The 18,656-nt window shown below is 44.9% G+C and carries 14 protein-coding genes; 9 read left to right on the top strand and 5 right to left on the bottom strand.

The window, feature by feature from the left end; genetic code table 11:
* Window positions 1–43: 43 nt before the first annotated feature.
* On the bottom strand, window positions 44–2,674 hold the full coding sequence (locus VL525_RS02725; RefSeq protein ID WP_325383054.1) for a valine--tRNA ligase: 2,631 nt from the start codon (window positions 2,672–2,674) through the stop codon (window positions 44–46).
* A gap of 256 nt (window positions 2,675–2,930) precedes the next feature.
* Between VL525_RS02725 and VL525_RS02720 the strand changes: the two genes are divergently transcribed.
* Window positions 2,931–4,988, top strand: a complete 2,058-nt coding sequence (locus tag VL525_RS02720) for a M13 family metallopeptidase (protein WP_325383052.1) — start codon at window positions 2,931–2,933, stop codon at window positions 4,986–4,988.
* Between the two features lie 57 nt (window positions 4,989–5,045).
* Here VL525_RS02720 and VL525_RS02715 read toward each other — a convergent pair whose 3' ends face one another.
* Complete coding sequence (locus tag VL525_RS02715; RefSeq protein ID WP_325383050.1) at window positions 5,046–7,496, bottom strand: hypothetical protein; 2,451 nt, start codon at window positions 7,494–7,496, stop codon at window positions 5,046–5,048.
* Window positions 7,497–7,680: 184 nt separating this feature from the next.
* On the opposite strand from VL525_RS02715, the gene VL525_RS02710 reads away from it, so the two are divergent.
* The gene (locus tag VL525_RS02710; RefSeq protein WP_325383048.1) at window positions 7,681–9,033 is read left to right on the top strand and encodes an MBL fold metallo-hydrolase; all 1,353 of its coding nucleotides are present in this window, start codon (window positions 7,681–7,683) and stop codon (window positions 9,031–9,033) included.
* Between the two features lie 4 nt (window positions 9,034–9,037).
* Window positions 9,038–9,709, top strand: a complete 672-nt coding sequence (gene mnmD / locus VL525_RS02705) for a tRNA (5-methylaminomethyl-2-thiouridine)(34)-methyltransferase MnmD (RefSeq protein WP_325383046.1) — start codon at window positions 9,038–9,040, stop codon at window positions 9,707–9,709.
* Here mnmD and VL525_RS02700 read toward each other — a convergent pair.
* Window positions 9,706–10,536, bottom strand: coding sequence for a hypothetical protein (locus VL525_RS02700; RefSeq protein ID WP_325383044.1), 831 nt, complete (start codon window positions 10,534–10,536; stop codon window positions 9,706–9,708). The two genes, mnmD and VL525_RS02700, sit on opposite strands and share 4 nt — an antisense overlap.
* Before the next feature lie 183 nt (window positions 10,537–10,719).
* Between VL525_RS02700 and mazG the strand changes: the two genes are divergently transcribed.
* The 4 genes from mazG (at window position 10,720) to VL525_RS02680 (ending at window position 14,230) form a co-directional block, all read left to right on the top strand.
* A complete protein-coding gene (gene mazG / locus VL525_RS02695; protein WP_325383042.1) occupies window positions 10,720–11,523 on the top strand; it encodes a nucleoside triphosphate pyrophosphohydrolase in 804 nt (267 codons plus the stop codon).
* A 51-nt stretch (window positions 11,524–11,574) separates the two neighbouring features.
* Window positions 11,575–12,012 (top strand): hypothetical protein, encoded by a 438-nt coding sequence (locus VL525_RS02690; protein WP_325383040.1) that lies wholly within the window; start codon window positions 11,575–11,577, stop codon window positions 12,010–12,012.
* A gap of 162 nt (window positions 12,013–12,174) precedes the next feature.
* On the top strand, window positions 12,175–12,729 hold the full coding sequence (locus tag VL525_RS02685; protein ID WP_325383038.1) for an RNA polymerase sigma factor: 555 nt from the start codon (window positions 12,175–12,177) through the stop codon (window positions 12,727–12,729).
* Entirely contained in the window at window positions 12,722–14,230 is a 1,509-nt protein-coding gene (locus VL525_RS02680; RefSeq protein ID WP_325383036.1) for a hypothetical protein, read from the top strand. Before VL525_RS02685 ends, VL525_RS02680 begins: the two co-directional genes overlap by 8 nt.
* 94 nt (window positions 14,231–14,324) lie before the next feature.
* Here the strand turns inward: VL525_RS02680 and VL525_RS02675 are convergent, their stop codons facing one another.
* Complete coding sequence (locus VL525_RS02675) at window positions 14,325–15,572, bottom strand: ABC transporter permease (RefSeq protein WP_325383034.1); 1,248 nt, start codon at window positions 15,570–15,572, stop codon at window positions 14,325–14,327.
* Window positions 15,573–15,629: 57 nt separating this feature from the next.
* Between VL525_RS02675 and VL525_RS02670 the strand changes: the two genes are divergently transcribed.
* Both VL525_RS02670 and fmt read left to right on the top strand, forming a co-directional pair.
* Complete coding sequence (locus VL525_RS02670) at window positions 15,630–16,856, top strand: DUF1343 domain-containing protein (RefSeq protein ID WP_325383032.1); 1,227 nt, start codon at window positions 15,630–15,632, stop codon at window positions 16,854–16,856.
* 34 nt (window positions 16,857–16,890) lie between these two features.
* A complete protein-coding gene (gene fmt / locus VL525_RS02665; RefSeq protein WP_325383030.1) occupies window positions 16,891–17,808 on the top strand; it encodes a methionyl-tRNA formyltransferase in 918 nt (305 codons plus the stop codon).
* A 6-nt stretch (window positions 17,809–17,814) separates the two neighbouring features.
* Here fmt and VL525_RS02660 read toward each other — a convergent pair whose 3' ends face one another.
* Window positions 17,815–18,651: an aminotransferase class IV gene (locus VL525_RS02660; protein WP_325383028.1), complete on the bottom strand. Its 837-nt coding sequence runs from the start codon at window positions 18,649–18,651 to the stop codon at window positions 17,815–17,817.
* Window positions 18,652–18,656: the final 5 nt, after the last annotated feature.

The raw sequence follows: 18,656 nt of genomic DNA, 5'->3' as shown, positions 1-18,656 counted from the left end.
CGGCAGGTGCCGATTTTTCAAGGAGTCGCCCTTTTATTAACAATTAGCCTGCCAAGCCCCGTAAATTGTCTTCAATTATTTTCAATTTGGCCACCGCGTCGGCTTTTTTCTTAAGCTCATTCTCAATAATTTCCGGCTTTGCGTTTTGCATAAAACGATCATTGCCCAATTTTGCATCTACGGATTTTAAAAAGCCAAGCAGGTATTCCTTCTCTTTTTGCAACTTTTCTATTTCAGCGGCAGTATCCAGATCTTCTTCTATTGGGATAAAAAACTCGTCAGTAGAAACCCTGAATGCAATTGCACTCTCTATTTTGTTATTAGCCGGGCTAATATTGGATATATTGGCCGTCTTTGAAATAATGTTTTCGAACCTCCCGAAACTAATGCCTGAATTTGCTTTTATCGAAAGTTGAAGACTTTCTTTTGGCGATATTTTTTTAGTCTGCCTAACCTCGCGTATCTTCGTTATCAGTTCCTTAACAACCTCGGCTTCCCGTAGTAATTGGGTATCAATTTGCCCGATTTCCGGCATTTTAGCTACAATGCAGCAATCCTGTACGCTTCGTTGCCCAAATATATCTTCGTCATGCCATAACTCCTCTGTAATAAACGGCATAAAGGGGTGCAGTATTTTCAGCACACCTTCAAAGAATGAAACCGTGGCATCGTATGTTTCTTTGTCAATGGGTTGTTCGTAGGCCGGTTTGATCATCTCCATGTACCAGGCGCAAAAATCATCCCATACCAACTTATAAGTCGACATCAGGGCCTCCGATATCCTGTACTGAGCAAAATTGCTTTCTATCTCGCCCAGTGCCTCATTAAACCGGCTTTTGAACCAGGATATGGCTATCTCATTTTTATTTTCGAGCGAATCGTCAACCTGCCACCCTTTAAGCAGCCTGAAAGCATTCCATACCTTATTTGCAAAGTTGCGGCCTTGTTCGCAATGCTTTTCATCAAACATCAGGTCGTTACCGGCAGGCGACGAGAAAAGCATTCCTACACGTACGCCATCGGCGCCATATTTCTCCATCAGATCAAGCGGATCAGGCGAATTGCCCAACGACTTTGACATTTTCCGGCCGATCTTATCGCGAACGATCCCAGTCAGGTAAACGTTCCTGAACGGAAGTTCGCCCCTGAATTCGTGCCCTGCCATGATCATCCTGGCCACCCAAAAGAATAATATTTCAGGCGCCGTCACCAGATCATTGGTTGGGTAATAGTAGTTGATATCGTCGTTGTTCGGATCTTTAAATCCGTCAAATACCGATATGGGCCATAGCCATGAGGAGAACCAGGTATCGACAACATCGTCTTCCTGTCGTAAATCTTCAATCGTGATTTCTAAGTTGCCCGTTGTAAGTTTAGCGTGTTCTAACGCCTCTTCACCATTTTCTGCTATCACATATTGCCCGTCCGGTAAATACCAGGCGGGTATGCGCTGCCCCCACCACAACTGGCGACTGATGCACCAGTCCTTCACGTTTTCCATCCAGTAACGATAGGTGTTTACAAACTTTTCCGGGATCAGTTTGATATCGCCTTTTAACACGTAATCAAGCGCAGGCCTGGCCAATTCGGGCATTTTACAGAACCATTGCATAGAAAGTTTGGGCTCAATAACTGCGTCCGTCCGTTCCGAGAAGCCGATCTGCGACTTATAATCTTCTATCTTCTCCAGCGATCCCGCTTCTTCCAGCATCGGGACGATCTTTTTTCTGGCGGCAAAACGGTCTTCTCCTACCAAAATTTGCGCCTTATCATTCAGGGTCCCGTCATCGTTAAGGATATCAACAACTGGCAGGTTGTGTTTTATACCAAGCTCGTAGTCATTCAGGTCATGAGCAGGGGTCACTTTCAGGCAGCCCGTACCAAACTCCATATCTACATAATCATCCAATATGATCGGAATTTCCTTATTGATCAACGGAATAAACGCTTTTTGCCCATGAAGATGCTTATACCGCTCATCATTGGGATTGATACAAATAGCTGTATCGGCCATAATGGTTTCGGGCCGGGTGGTCGCTATCGTCAAAAAACCACCATCAGTTACGGCGTACCTGATGTAATAGAGCTTCTGATTTACTTCTTTACGAATAACTTCTTCATCTGAAACCGCAGTTTTTCCCTGCGGATCCCAGTTTACCATGCGAATACCGCGATATATCCACCCTTTCTTGTATAGGTGAATAAAGGTATCTGTCACCGCTTCGGACAGGTCCTCATCCATGGTAAAACGGGTGCGGTCCCAATCGCACGAGGCGCCGAGCTTTTTTAACTGTTCCAGGATAATGCCACCATACTTCTCCTTCCATTCCCAGGCATATTCCATAAATTTCTCGCGGCCGATATCCTTTTTATTGATGCCCCGTTCCTTCAGCATCGCGACAACCTTTGCTTCAGTGGCAATACTCGCATGGTCGGTTCCCGGCACCCAGCAGGCATTTTTGCCCTTCATGCGGGCACGACGTATCAGTACATCCTGTATGGTATTGTTCAGCATGTGGCCCATGTGCAGCACACCGGTAACATTAGGCGGCGGGATGACTATGGTATAAGGTTCGCGCTCATCCGGCACCGATCTGAAAAACCGGTGCTCCATCCAGTAACTATACCATTTGTCTTCTGCTTCTTTGGGCTGATACTTTGTAGAAATATTCATAACGCGCAAAAATAACCTTTTTGCTTCATAGTTGATGGCTCATAGTTTATTGTCGCAGCCAATTAGCAACGGTCATCCATAGACAGTATGTGCTGTTATCCATCACAATATTGTTACAAATTGATTAACACATTCATAGGGCTTCCAAAACCCACTTTCAGAACACTTTACAAAACAGTATTCCATCACTTAAGTTGCAGGCTTTGTATCTGTGACAGGTATTTTATTAAATTCAGCCCTTTCTCAAATAATTAGTATGAACGTCAAATTATCAAATGTACTGCTTGCAGGTGCAGTATTGGTTACAGCCGCCGCCTTCACTCCGGACGGTGGTAAAAAAGGCCCTATCGGCCCGCCTGCCAAATTCATCGATCCCGCGAATATGGACTTGTCCATCAAACCAGGTGACGACTTTTTCGATTATGCAAACGGCACCTGGATAAAGGATAACGCCATACCCGCCAAAGAAACGCGCTGGGGTAGTTTTAATATTCTTCACCAGGAAAATGTCGACAAACTACAGGGCTTATTAAGCGAGGTCAGTAAAATGTCCGGCCAGCCTAAAGGCAGCCTTAAACAACGTGTGGGCGATCTGTACGCCAGCGGCATGGATAGCCTTGCCATCGAAAAAAAAGGGTATGACCCGATAAAACCAGATCTTGCCCGTATTTCGAAAATATCCGACCTGAACGGTGTTATTGATGAAATGATCTACGAGCGCGTAAGCGGCGATGCCAGCCCGCTTTTTGGTGCAGGCGTAGGCGCCGACTCAAAGCACCCGATGCGCAATATTGTGTCGCTACGGCAAGGTGGCACCAGCCTTCCCGACCGGGATTATTACCTGAAGGATAACGACCGTAATAAAAAAATAAGGGAGGCTTATAAAAAATATATCGTCACCTTATTTACACTGACAGGCACTAATGCCGGTGAGGCCGATAAAGACGCTGCCACCATATTAAGTATTGAAACTGCATTGGCAAAAGCACAGTTGAGCCGTGTTGAAATGCGCGACCCTAACAAAACCTATAATAAATTCTCCGTTGCCGACCTTAACAAAACCACGCCACACCTCAACTGGTCGCAATTGCTGCCGATGATGAAAATGAATGGCGTTGATACGGTTATTGTTGGCCAGCCTGGTTTCTTCAAAGTGGCCGACGACATGCTGGCATCAACACCTGTTGCCGATTGGAAAGTTTACCTGCAGTGGAACATGCTGAAAGGGTCGGCCTCAGAGCTAAGTTCCCCATTTGTAAAAGCGAATTTTGAATTCAGCAGCGCACTTAGCGGCCAGAAAGTACAAACGCCACGCAAGGAGAGGATGTCGGGCCTGGTTGATGGTAGCCTGGGCGAACTGCTTGGGCAGCTTTATGTTGAAAAATACTTTACTCCGGCCGCCAAGGAATACATGGTGAACCTGGTGAACAACCTTAAAAGTGTTTTAGGTGACCGCATTAAAAGGCTTGATTGGATGAGCGCCGAAACCAAAGAACATGCACTTAAAAAACTGAACGCTTTTACGGTGAAGATAGGCTACCCGGATAAATGGCAGAACTATGATGGCCTGGTAATAAACCGAAACGACTATTATGGCAACCTGAAGAGCATATCCAGATGGCGTTACAACTATAACATTTCGCAATTAGGCAAACCTGTTGATAAGAAAAGATGGGGGATGACGCCGCCAACAGTAAATGCTTACTACAACCCGGTAAACAACGAGATCGTTTTCCCGGCAGGCATTTTGCAGTTCCCTTTCTTTGATTTTAAAGCAGACGACGCCGTAAACTATGGTGGCATAGGGGCCGTTATAGGCCACGAAATGACCCACGGTTTCGACGACCAGGGCCGCCAGTACGATGCAGATGGGTCATTACACGACTGGTGGACCAAAGATGATGCCGATAAATTTAAATTGCGTGCCGACCAGGTGGTTAACCAATATGATGCATTTACCGTAGTTGATACGCTGCATGTGAACGGCAAACTGACCTTAGGGGAAAACCTTGCCGATCTTGGTGGCATCAACATAGCGTACGAGGCATTTAAGAAAACAAAAGAAGGACAGTCAAACAAAAAGATCGACGGCTTTACGCCAGATCAGCGTTTCTTCCTGTCGTGGGCACAGGTTTGGCGCGGTTCGCAACGGCCCGAGGCTGCCGCACAACGCATACTGACCGACCCGCATTCACCGGAAAAATACCGCTGCAATGCACCCATCAGCAATGTGGATGCCTGGTATGCTGCGTTCAATATTCAACCGGGCGATAAAAATTATAAGAAGCCGGAGGATAGGATAAGAGTTTGGTAGTCCGAAGCCACACATCATAAGTTTAAGCCCGGTTAAAAATTAACCGGGCTTAGTTTTTTAATATACCTGCTCCAAATAGCCAAACCTTCCTTCTGCATCCATGCCTTGTATAATTACGCGGTAATGTTTGGCGTTGTCAGAATTGTAAAACGAAAATTTTGCCTCGCCGCGGTGTGTATCAAGGTCATGGTTCCAGTAAAGCGTCGTACGGTTATCGGTTGTATTTTTAATTGGTGGCTTACTATAATCAGGTGCTGCAAACTCGCGTGTTATGGTGTAGCCGTTGAAAGTATAACTGTTAAATTGCCCATAAGTATGTATGCTTCTCCTGTCGTCATTACTGTTTTTTGTATAAATAAGTATTGCTCCTATCGCCCCACCATTTAAGGGTGCAAACCATACTGGCGGTGGCACAAATCGGATCAAAGCTATTTCTTGCATTGGAACCTCTAATGCGTCGTCCAGGCTTACCGGTGCTTCATCTACGTAAAACGCAGGCCGTACAGCCTCGCTACCAATCAATACACTTGGGCCATGATACCTGAAAATTATTCCAATGACAGGGTCATGAGTTATCTGCAAACCGGGAACCCGCCCATTTAAGTAATCCAGAATATTAATGGTGGGCATAGGATAACTTATTAAATCAAATGATTCGGCATTATTTGTTTCCAGGCGCTTTACGTGATCCTTAATCAATTCCTCCGTAGGTGTCAGCCTTCTTTCGTGGATATTAACTGTATTCAATAGCCTGCCCTGCAATACCAATCGCTCTTGCCGTTCCCTTTGTGAGTTAGCCATAAAGGAATTGGTAATGGGAGGCGTGGCATCAAAAGCCGAATGCAGCGGCGAATAACGGGCCGCCTGCAGGCTATCTGCGTAAGTACTATAAAGGCTCACTTTAAGCTTCCCCGACCTGTCCTTTTTGTTTACGGCCTGCATCAGGATACTTGCGCGTCCGGCGCGGTTGTAGTCGCGTATAATGAATCGGCCCGCACTATCCGGCTCTACATAAGCAAAGTATTTGGTCGAGTCCTGGTTTTGAACCATCAGCTTTACCCTAAGCGGGTTTTTATTATTTAATTGCTCACTATAGCTGATGATCCGCCCGGCAATGAACTGTGATTTTTCGACAGGGTTTTTTAGAACAACGGAATCCTTATCCCACCTGAAACGCCGCCAGCCATTTGTCAGCATCACCAGGTCGAGTTGTTGCTGAAGGGTATCGCTGTTATTTTTAAAATAATAAGCAGGATGATAAACTTTGCCTGTCAATTCGGAGCTCATCAGCATATAAGAGCTGATATTGTCAGCAGCTTCATCCCCGCTTACCGCGTCCGCATCGGTTACCGAAACGGAAAAGTTGCCGTTTACGTTTTTACCATTAGCTTTCGACGAGTTTAAGGTAAATGTCGATCTCATTCGTGGATTTAACGAGACCGAATCCGGGCTAAGAGAAAGTTTTAGCTGGTCATTGTTATTGATAAAGGCGATCCTTTCTGCTTCAGGCACGCCCTGTTGATCGAAAAGAGTTAGCCGCAGTATACCTGTCAAAAAATCCTTCTTCTTAATATGGATAAGGTTTATGCCTTCACTAAGCCGCATGGGGTAAGTATTAAATGTGCCGTTATCCTGGAAAGCAGCCAGTACCACGTTTTGATAGTTATTACTATTTGCGCCACAGGTTATCCTCACTTCCAAATTATCGGCTGGTAGTGTATTTATCTTTAATACCAAGCCTTGTTTTTTGAAATCGGGCAGCGCAATAGTTTGCACTGATCTGTCCGGGAATATAACAGTCGCAACATTCGGATGTCCGAAACTACCCTCTATTTCGAACGATCCCATGCCGTCGTGAATGGTAACGATCCTTGCTACTGCTTTCTTGCCTTCGGTGAAAACATCGCCTTCTACATTTATAGGGCGTCCTTTTGCATCCCAGGCTTTAAACGCTATGTTGCAAAGGCCGCCTTCAACGGGATCGCCACCTTCGGGAAAAAAGGCGATATGATATTTGTTTTCCGCGGTTGCGTGAGGATCAGCAACTCTTTCGCTCAGATTTTGAACATATATCTTTTTATGAAATGCCCCTTCTTCTCCAAAATTCATTGTCCATGCCATAAATCCTATCAATTGATACCATCCCGATTTGAGACTGTCCGGCAGGCCGATGTTTCCAAAAGCCAGCCCGCCTTTCATAGGCAGTTTATTTTTGATGATCGCATTTCCAGCCGAATCGGCCAACACTATGTAAGCGATATTGCTCAGTTCCGAAGGTTTTCCATAAGCCACAGCGTATGCCTTATACCAAATTGTTTGCCCGCTTGCATAAAGGCCGGCATCTGTATGAAGAAATACCTTCTCCTGTGGATATCGCTTAAAATGATTAGCAAGTGAATTGCGCGTATTGGATTCTACTTGTTCGATATTTTGAGCACGTACTATTCCTGGCATCCAAAATCCAACGGATAGAATGATCAGCCCTATTTTAGTGGCAAGGTATCTCACAGAAAAGTATTTAGGATATAAGGTTTTATGAATTATCTAATATACGAATTTTAAATGAATTACGAAGTCCAAAAACTGACTTTTAAGTAATAAAATCATACGACCAGCGAATCAGGACACGCTGTAATGTTTTACCTTATCATGTGATTCTAACCTTCAGAAAAACTTATCTTTGCTTCAATTTATGATCATTCATCAATTTTACGACAAGGGCCTGGCCCATGCATCCTATGCAGTGATAAGGCTTGGAAAAATGATCGTTATCGATCCGGCCCGCGACCCGCAACCTTATTATGATTTTGCTACATTTAATGACGCTGAAATCATAGGGGTTATCGAAACACATCCGCATGCCGATTTTATAAGTTCGCACCTGGAAATTCATCAAACTACCGGAGCGACGATTTATGCAAGCAAACTTTTAGGTGCGGAATACCCCCATGAAACTTTTGATGATGGTGATATAATTCATTTGGCCGATATAAAGCTGAAGGCGTTAAATACCCCCGGCCATTCGCCTGATTCGATATGCATTTTGGTAGTAGACGAAAATGGCAACGATAAGGCCATATTTACGGGCGATACTTTATTTGTCGGCGATGTGGGGCGGCCAGACCTGCGTGAAAATGCCGGCAATATAACAGCAGCCAAGGAAGTGCTTGCCCGCCAGATGTATCATTCCACCCGCGAAAAGCTGATGACTTTACCTCATCATGTGATAGTTTACCCGGCGCACGGCCCCGGCTCGCTTTGCGGGAAAAATATCAGCCCCGACCTTGAAAGTACCATTGGCCACGAACTGCGGGAGAATTACGCGCTGAAGTTTATGAAGGAAAGCACTTTCGTAGATATCCTGGTATCCGACCAGCCTTTTATGCCAAAGTATTTTGGCCATGATGTTGAGATCAACAAAAAAGGCGCCGAACCATTGGATAAAAGTGTGTCGGCGGTGCCCCGGATAGATAAAAATAGCGCGTTGGAAAAAGGCATCGTCATAGTTGATACCCGTCCTGTGGATAATTTCAGGACAAGCCATTTACATGGCGCTATGAATATCCAGGACGGCGATAAATTTGAAACCTGGCTGGGTTCCATCATTGGACCGGATGAACCATTCTACCTTATCGGCACAGACGAGACCAGCCTTGATACCCTGATAAGGAAAGCGGCTAAGATAGGCTACGAAAAAAATATAAAAGCTGCTTTACTGCCGCCCGATCAAATGCCGGAAGTACTTCCCGAGATCGATCGGTCTGATTACAAATTCCATCCCGATCATTATTCCATCGTCGATGTAAGAAATTGGGGCGAGGTGAACGAAAACAAGATCTTCCCTCATTCAATCAGCATTCCCTTACCCGAGTTAAGAGAACGCCTGGGTGATATCCCAACCGACAAACCAATAGTAGTACATTGTGCTGCCGGTTACCGCTCTGCTGCGGCAACAAGTATAATAGCGGGCAAGATCAATTCCGTTCCGGTTTATGATCTTGGCGAGGCTGTGGTCGAGGTGGTAAGGCGTAAGGCTAAAGTTTGACCTGATGCTTGAAATCGTCACAACGGGGGACGGATCCAAAACGATCTATAACAGCGAGGTTGGCGAGAACTATCACTCCAAACACGGAGCCTTACAGGAAAGCCGTCATGTTTTTCTGAATTCCGGGCTCATCTATTTTTTGAATATCACGCAACGAAAAGAGGTATCAATACTGGAAGTAGGGTTTGGAACCGGGCTGAATTTTTTGCTTAGTGCCTATCATTGTGCCGAAAACAAGGTCGAACTTGAGTACACGGGCATAGAGGCATTCCCTTTAAGCGAAGAAATGATCCGTCAAACTGGTTACGACGAATACGTGCCAAAAAATACCTGGGACAACTTTATGCTCCTATACCCCGATTCCTTACATGGCCCTGTTATGATGGCTGAATTCTGCAAACTTCAAATCGCCGGCTGCAAACTGGCCGATTTTAAAAATAAAAGTTTGTTCGATGTCATCTACTTTGATGCTTTTGCATCGGCATATCAACCCGAAATGTGGAGCGCGGATTCTATTGCACACGCTATACAGTTTCTGAAACCGGGCGGCGTTTTTGTAACCTATGCCATCACCGGAAATCTCAAACGCACGATCAAATCCCTCGGCCTGAAAGTAGAAAAAGCGCCCGGCGCCCCCGGAAAGCGGGAAATGCTTCGTGCTACAAAGCCATTCTAAAAGCGGAAGCCAACATTAAATTTCATAGTAAAACCATTGCTCGCCGGCAACTCACGGGCGGCAGTATTATTTAAAAGTCCTGTACTGCGTGTTGCGTAAATAATAGGGCCTCCGCATAAAGTAAATGAGAACCGCGACGCGACGGGTACAAAATTTAACGATGGCCCTACGAGTAATTTCGCTCCTCCCTCAGCTTCATCGGTTTCCCAAAAACCTTCCAGGTCTTGCCCCACAGCCTCGATGCCGCCAAATAGCGACCCTGTTATTTGCCTGTGCACACCCAAACTGCTTATCACGTCAATACCATCCCTACCCTGGGCAAAAGCTTTTTCGAACCTAACATTCGCCCCCATTCGCCAAAAAGGGTTTTCGAAGGCGGCGGTGATCCTGCTCAAAGCAACTTTATCATTATTAAACTCACGCCTGAAGCCAAGACTTGCACCTATGCGAAAGCCAAAAGGCTGATTGCCGCCAACAAAATCGCGGAGCACTTCAACCTGCTGCAAGCTATTCACTTCGCCCCTGTTCGCAAATCCGACACCCATCGAGGCCATAAACGTGAATTTATCGCCTAAATACCCTTTGACAGCGAGGTTTTGATCGACGCCATCGTAACCAAGCGGTGTAATGGTGTGTTCGCCATAACCACCGGAATAGTTCACACTCCAGTTGCGCGCGCCGGGATTCAATGTGTTGATGGTAAATAAAAATGGCTGGGGCTGCTGCATAGCAACGGTTGCCTGTTGCTGGTTTATAGTTTGCGCTTTAACTCCGGTTCCAAAACACATTATTGCCGTAACAATAGCCAAAAAGTAAATCTTTTTCATAGTAGTACTGTAAGGTGATGTGCGTAAAATTATCGCTAATAATTATGATCCGGGTTAATTTAATATTAATAGTAAAAAAAATCTAAACACAACGATAAATAATTTATGGTTCTATTTCAGATCACTTTTTTACGGCCCGTTTTAAATCCCCACATTTGCATATCAGCAAAATTCGCACTTTATATGTCAATAACCCCTCCTGTTACCGGTAATACCCCGGCCATTGCATTTGAACGCCTGCTTACCATTATGGACGACCTGCGGCTTAATTGCCCCTGGGATAAAAAACAAACACTGGAAAGCCTGCGGCACCTTACCATTGAAGAAGTGTATGAACTTTCCGACTCCATTTTGAGCGCGGATATACCCGAGATCAAAAAGGAACTTGGAGATATTATGCTGCATCTTGTGTTTTATGCCCGGATAGCTTCTGAAACCAACGACTTTAACATCACAGATGTGCTAAACGGCATTTGTGATAAACTCATCAACCGTCATCCGCATATTTACGGCGATGTGGAGGTGAATGACGAAAACGATGTTAAGCGCAACTGGGAGCAGATCAAATTAAAAGAGGGGAACAAATCTGTTTTGGGCGGTGTACCCGCATCGTTACCTGCATTGGTTAAAGCTTCGCGTATACAGGAAAAAGCCCGTGGCGTGGGATTCGACTGGGAAGAAAAAGGCCAGGTTTGGGCGAAGGTTGAAGAAGAGATGCGGGAATTCAGGGATGAATTTAATGCTGAGGACGACAGCAAAATAGACCATGATAACGCCGAAAGCGAATTTGGCGATCTGTTATTTTCGCTCATCAACTATGCGCGGTTTATCAATATTAATCCTGAGGACGCGCTCGAAAAAACAAACCGCAAGTTTATTAAGCGTTTTCAATATCTCGAAAACAAGGCAAAAGAACAGGGAAAAGACCTGCATGATATGAGCCTGGCCGAAATGGACGTATTTTGGGATGAGGCAAAAAAATTATAAAATATACCATACCCCTGTAGCGTTCACTGCAATTTACGCGTATAGCCAATTATGAACCGAAATTTACTGTATCTGCTCCCCTTTCTGATGATTTTGGGAGCCGGATGCCTTAAAACCAATAACGACGTAACGCAACCGGGTACGCCATCGGGCACCTTTAGCGGGCAATTCCGGTATCTGCACCGGCATACCAGCAATGTTCCGTTCGATACGGTTAAGACTAACCTGACAATAACCATGGCAACTCCCGCAAATACCTATACGGTAACTGGAGACACATCGACGATACACGCAGGTAGCCACGGTACGTTTAGCATCGGCTCTCCATACATGGTTTTTAATGATGCTACTTTTCCACCCACCGGCACAACAACAAAAACTCACCTGGCCGGAGCTTATCTTTATTATTACGACGGTACAGTGTTCCAGTTATTGGCCTACAGCGCCGACACGCTGAGTTTGCAATACGACCTGAAAAGGACACAATAGCAGATATTTTTATTTTAAGTTTGAGGGGAAGGCCGGTAGCAGTACCGGCTTTTTTTGTTATTATGCATGTGAAAAATATTTTCATTTGCTGTTACGATAGCGCGATAACTATCGTAACAGATTAGTAAACGGTTGAATTATAGGCTGAATATTTAACATTTAATGCGTCCACCCCATCGCATTGCCGAAGACGAATTGATAAGGCAATGCAAATCAGGCAGCTTAAAGTACCAGGAACTGCTTTATAAGCATTTCTACGGCTACGCCATGGGTATCAGCCTGAGGTATTGCTTTAACAGGGACGATGCTATGGAGGCGGTTAACGATGCCTTTATTAAGGTGTTCAACTCGATGAAGAGTTTTGACACCGAAAAGCCTTTTAAAGCATGGTTACGGGCCATTGTAGTAAATACCGCCATCGACAGACGGCGCAAAGACCTAAAACTGTTACAAAATACTGATCTGGATGATGCCGGGCAATTAACACTTGGTATAACTGTAATCGATAATTTAAAAGCTCAGGATATACTAAACCTGATGCAAGATTTACCACCCATTCAGGCTACAATATTCAACCTATACGAGATAGACGGATATAATCATGATGAGATTGGCGATATGCTTAATATCCCGGCCAGTTCGTCGAGGGTATATTTAAGCAGGGCTAAAGAAAAATTGAGAAAAATTATTACGGTAGAAATAAAAAAACATGGATGACCAGCTTGACAATGAGTTAAAAAAGCGCATCACCGAAGTGTTTGAAAACTACGAAGACACTTCGGCCGATGATGGCTGGCTAAAGCTGAGGGAAAAGTTCCCTGAAGAAAAAAAACGCCGCGCGGCTGCCTGGTATTGGGCCGGTATGGCTGCGGCATTGCTGTTGCTTTTCCTGGGCATTTTATGGTTTACAACATCGGAGACAAATAACCAGCTACGACTTGGAAATAAAAAACCAGCACTTAAACACCAGGCTGAGCCGGCAACACAAATTGCAACGAATGCCGGAAAAGCCCATACTGACAGTTTACATAATGCATCGATAGCACGGCAGGCAGCAGCTATGAATGACACTGAACAAGCTGCCGCTCAGAAAACATCTCAACCGGCAACGCAAATAACCGCAAATGATAAACAGGAGGCGATAGCCGCCACGCCTCAGCAAAACACAACAGTTAGAAAAAACAGCAGGTTGGAAAATGGCCAAACAGGCAGGTCAGCACCTGTTAAGACGGAGACTATCGCCGCAACGCAGTCAACAAGTAAGGGTGCAAAACAATCCCGTTTGCAAATTTCGGCACCGGCTAAAGCCGCCATCATCGCCGCGGTGCAGCCTCAAAATAATGCTTCGGCACCCGCCGGCCTGCAAAACCCAGTAAAAGGGCAGGTTGACTCTGCCGTAAGAGTTCAATCTCAATCGGTAGTTGCTAATCAACCAGGTATAGATATGCGCTCGGAAGCCAAAAACAAAGCTCAGGTTAGTAAAACTATCGATGAGATGTTTGAGCAGGATAAACGCGCTACTGACCGGAAAGAAAAGAAAACATCAAAAGAAGATAAAATAATAAATCTTGGCGTTTACGCTGCCACTTATTTCAATTATGCAAAAGGGAGCAGTAACCAGTTTAATCTTGGCGCGGGCATAACCTCGGATGTTAAACTGACCCGGAACCTTAAACTGTCTACAGGAGTTTCCGTTGGTCAGAACAGCCTGACCTACGCCGGGCAACCTCCGCAGCAATCTAATTTATCTTACAACTCAATAGCCGCGGCCACAACATCAAATTTCAGCCCGGCTAAAATGCTGTATACAGCGTCGGCACCTACATTTAAGGACTATAGCGCTAATTTAGTTGGGCTGGATATTCCGTTAAACCTAAAGTTTGTTTTCGATCCGCAAAAAAGCGGGACCTACATATTGGCGGGAGTTAGTTCGGGTACGTTTATTAACGAAACTTATACCTATAGTTATAGCACTCCGTCGCTGTATTCTGCAAATGTTTCGCAGGTGCAAAATCAATCGACCAAAGATAGTTTCAATGGCTTTTATTTTGCTAAAACATTAAACCTTGCGTTTGGTACAGGCTACACTATAGGCCGCAGCCAGTTGATGGTTGAACCCTTTATCAAATATCCGCTCGACGGATTGGGCTCGCAACAATTGAAGTTTGGTGCAGGCGGGGTGAACCTTAAGTTCAACTTCCAGGTGAAGAAAAAATGAGGATAAGATTTCGGGATAATAAAGATCGCTTAAGATATTCAATAACAGCTCAAAAAAAGCTCAATTCAATCTTCTTAAATCTTATCATCGTGTCTTATTTAAAGCGAATTGCCTTTACCGGTGATATTTTAGCAACCAGCATGGAAGGTATAATGAGGACCAGCAGGCAGATCACCATAGTGCCAAGGTTGAGTAAGAGTACATCTGACCAATGTAATTGCATAGGCACAAATTTCATGTAGTACGACGCCTCGTCCAGTGTGAAGAAATGTGTGCGATGTTGAAAAAGGCTTATTCCGAGTCCGAATACATTGCCTAAAACGAGTCCGATTCCTACGAGGTAGCTTGCGTTATAAAGAAATATTTTCTGGATGGTCCAGTTCTTTGCCCCCATCGCCTTAAGTATCCCGATCATAGATGTGCGCTCCAGGATGATAATAAGCAAAGCCGATATCATATTGATGGTACCTACAAGTATCATGAGTATCAACATCACTTTAGCATTCAGGTCCAATTCGCTCAGCCATACAAATATGGTTGGGTACGACTCGATTACGGTATACGATTTTAACTTCAGCGGCATTGTATCGGCCAGGAAATCATTCGCTGCATCCAGCTTATCAAAATCCGTTACCTGTAACTGATACCCGCCGATCTCATCGGCATCCCAATTGTTCAATTTAACCAGCAGCGAAAGGTCGCCGATAACAAATGTCTTGTCAACCTCTTCAACTCCGACATCAAAGATCCCTTTAACATAAAAAGGCCTCTTTTTCAGTGGCTCCTGTACAAAATACATCAGAAACTTGTCACCCACCTTCAGCTTAAGCCGGCTGGCTGTATAACTGGATATCATCACTTGTTTTTGGGCATCAACCGTATCGCCAAAGTCGATCACATTACCTGCAACCAGCATCTTTTTGAAAAATGTCCAGTCATAATCCCTGTTTACACCCTTTATTACCACGCCCTCTATCTCGGTTTTGGTTTTGATAATCCCGGGTTTGGTGACCGTGGGCGCGATATTGGTAAAAAGGGGGCTCGACCTGACCTTCTTCATAAAATCATTATCCGTGTGTATAGGAGAGGCTTGATACGAGTTATTATTGTCGTAATTCTGCACCTCTATGTCGCCGGCAAATCCCCGCAGCTTCTGCCTTATCTCCTGTTTAAAGCCGCGTATAATGGCTACGGATAATATCATTACCCCAAGGCTCAGCATAATGCCGATTATCGCAATGCGAACGATCAGTTTGGAATAAGTACGGTTCGACTTAAAAGAAATCCGGGATGATATGAAAGAGGCGAAACTCAATGCGGAGCGTTTTTTGTAACTTCGCAAATATGCGGATTTCAGTTGAATTGCTGCTATCCGTGCTGCATTTACACCTTTCTGCTTATGAAACGATATTCTTTCATTGTATTCCTTCTTTTATCAGCTTGTACGCTGGCCGGCATAGCGCAGCATAAAGCAAAAAGCAAACATAAGATCAAGTATCACAGGCCAACCCGGCAAACTGTTCTTCCAGGCGCAGATCAGACCGGTTTGTATATTGGTTACCTGAAGAACAAGAGCATCGGCATGGTCATTAATCAAACATCGGTTATCGGCCCCAACCATGTTTCCAGTTTGGACAGTCTTGTGAAACTCGGTGTGCATGTAGTTAAAATATTCGGGCCCGAACATGGCTTTCGGGGTACCGCCAGCAATGGCGCCACGGTAAATGATACGGTCGATCCTAAAACAGGCATCCCGGCTATTTCGCTTTATGGCAAGCATTATAAGCCAACGCCCGACGATCTTAAGGGACTGGACCTCCTCATTTTCGATATACAGGATGTTGGCACCCGGTTTTACACCTACCTTTCCACGCTTCATTATGTAATGGAATCTTGCGCTGAAAATGATGTTGAGCTGATGATCCTCGATCGTCCAAACCCAAACGGGAATTATGTCGACGGCCCTGTGCTGGATACAGCGTACCGTTCATTCGTCGGGCTTGATGTCATACCAATTGTTCATGGCATGACATTTGGCGAATATGCGCAAATGCTAAATGGAGAAGGCTGGCTGAAGGGGCATGTACAATGTAAATTAAAAATCATTAAAGTAGCAAATTACAGCCATGCTACGGCCTACGTACCACCTGTCAATCCTTCGCCCAACCTTAACACTTACAATTCTATCATACTTTATCCCAGCCTGTGTTTGTTTGAGGGCACCACGTTAAGTCTGGGCCGGGGCACATTATTTCCCTTCCAGGTATTAGGGCATCCCCTGTTCAAAGGAAAATTCAGCTTCTCTTTTACCCCCGAAAGCATACCAGGCATGAGCGAGGACCCACCACAAAAAGGGAAAACGTGCTACGGAATTGACATGCGAAATTATGACCCTGAATCTATAAGAAATAAGGGCAAAATCGATATATTGTGGCTGATGAAATTATATAAGGATTTCCCTGATAAAGAGCACTTTTTTAACAATTACTTTACCAAACTGGCCGGCACTAGCGAATTAAGAAAGCAGATTGAAGCAGGCAAAAGCGAAGTGGAAATAAGGAAAAGCTGGGAACCTGCTTTAAGCAATTTTAAAACAATCAGAAAGAAATATCTCTTGTACAAATAAATATTAGAAAAAATCAAAATCCTGCAACCTGTTTATGAGGATAGTTTTTATGGGTACGCCCGAATTTGCCGTAGCATCGCTTGATGCGCTGATCGAATCGGGCGCCGAGATTGTAGGCGTGGTAACCGCGCCGGATAAACCTGCGGGAAGAGGACAAAAATTAAGCGAAAGCGCCGTTAAACAATATGCAGTAGCGCATGGCTTAAAGGTTTTGCAGCCCGAAAAGCTTAAAAACGAGCAATTTCTTGCCGATTTGCAGGCATTAAAAGCCGATTTGCAGGTAGTAGTGGCTTTCCGGATGTTACCCGAAGTGGTGTGGAACATGCCACCAAATGGAACCATCAACTTACATGCTTCGCTGTTACCACAATACCGCGGTGCTGCACCTATCAATTGGGTGCTGATAAATGGCGAAAAGGAAAGTGGTGTAACTACTTTCTTTTTAAAGCATGATATTGATACCGGCGACATATTATTTACCGAAAAAGTTACCCTTACCGGCAAGGAAACAGCTGGCGAACTGCATGACAGGCTAATGAATAAAGGCGCCGGGCTACTTGTAAAAACGGTTAAAGGCATTGAAAGCGGGCGGTATAAAGAACTGCCGCAGGCGCAACTGGTGGAAGGGGCCGAGCTAAAGCATGCCCCCAAGATATTTAAGGATGATTGCAAAATTGACTGGACAAAACCGGTACAAAACACCTACAATTTGATACGGGGCCTTAGCCCTTACCCCACGGCATTTACCACGCTGAATGATAAGACCCTTAAAGTTTTCGCCGTTGATTTTGAGATAACAGAACCCGGCATATCGCCCGGCGGTTTTCTGACTGATAACAAGACCTTCCTGAAATTTGCCGCAGCGGACGGCTTTATCAGCCTGACCGATCTACAACTGGAAGGAAAAAAGCGCATGGGCATTGAAGAGTTTTTAAGGGGCGTGAGATTGTAGATTTTCTTATAACTTATTCAGCTCGCCTATCAAACCTTTACTTAGTTGATTAAAATAACGTTTAACCCCAAAGCCCATTACCCATTGTATGCCGCGTGAGGCGTTGGTGAGAAAAACTTCATCGGCTTCATACAAAATATCGGGGTTAATTTCTGCTTCGGTAAATGGGATATTGCTTTGCCTGGCAAGTTTGATCACGATGTTCCGCATCACACCTTCCACGCACCCTTCGCTTAGTGCTGGGGTATAAAGATGGCTCTTATACCAGACAAAAATATTAGAGCTGCCGGCTTCGCACAAATTACCGCGCTGGTTAACCAGGAAAATATCGTCCAGCCGGTTCTGCGTTTTGAACAAGCCCGCCATCACAAAAGGCAACGAATTGCAGGTTTTGATATTTGAAAGATAGTTGACGGGCTTGGGCAGTTCCGTAAATACATCCATTATCAAACCCTTATCGTTCAAAAAATAACGCGGTTCGTCTATAGGCTGCAATTCCAGGCAATAACCCATTTTGTTTTGGGTGGGGGCATAAAGCCCTTCGGCGTCGCGGTAAACGGTTAAGCGCAAGCGTCCGTGTTTTATTCGGTTTCGCGTAGCCAGTTGCTCCACCTTTTCTTTCAAAAACCAAGTATCCATTTGCGAATAGCCGTCAATTTTCAACAGCTTCATACCGCGCTGCAGCCGGTCGGCATGCAGTTCGGCAAATTTGAGGTGCCCCTTCATCAGCCTCATACTTTCAAACAAGCCATCGCCGTACTTAAAGCCACGGTTGCCTACCGTCAGTAGTTTGCTGTCTGCCGCAAGTATTTCGCCATTAAAATTGATATATAAGGGGCCCATAAAAT

Origin of the sequence: Mucilaginibacter sp. (assembly GCF_035492695.1) — a bacterium.
Taxonomy (GTDB): Bacteria; Bacteroidota; Bacteroidia; order Sphingobacteriales; family Sphingobacteriaceae; genus Mucilaginibacter.
Note: the sequence above shows the minus strand (reverse complement) of the source record. Positions and strands in the feature narration are given on the sequence as shown.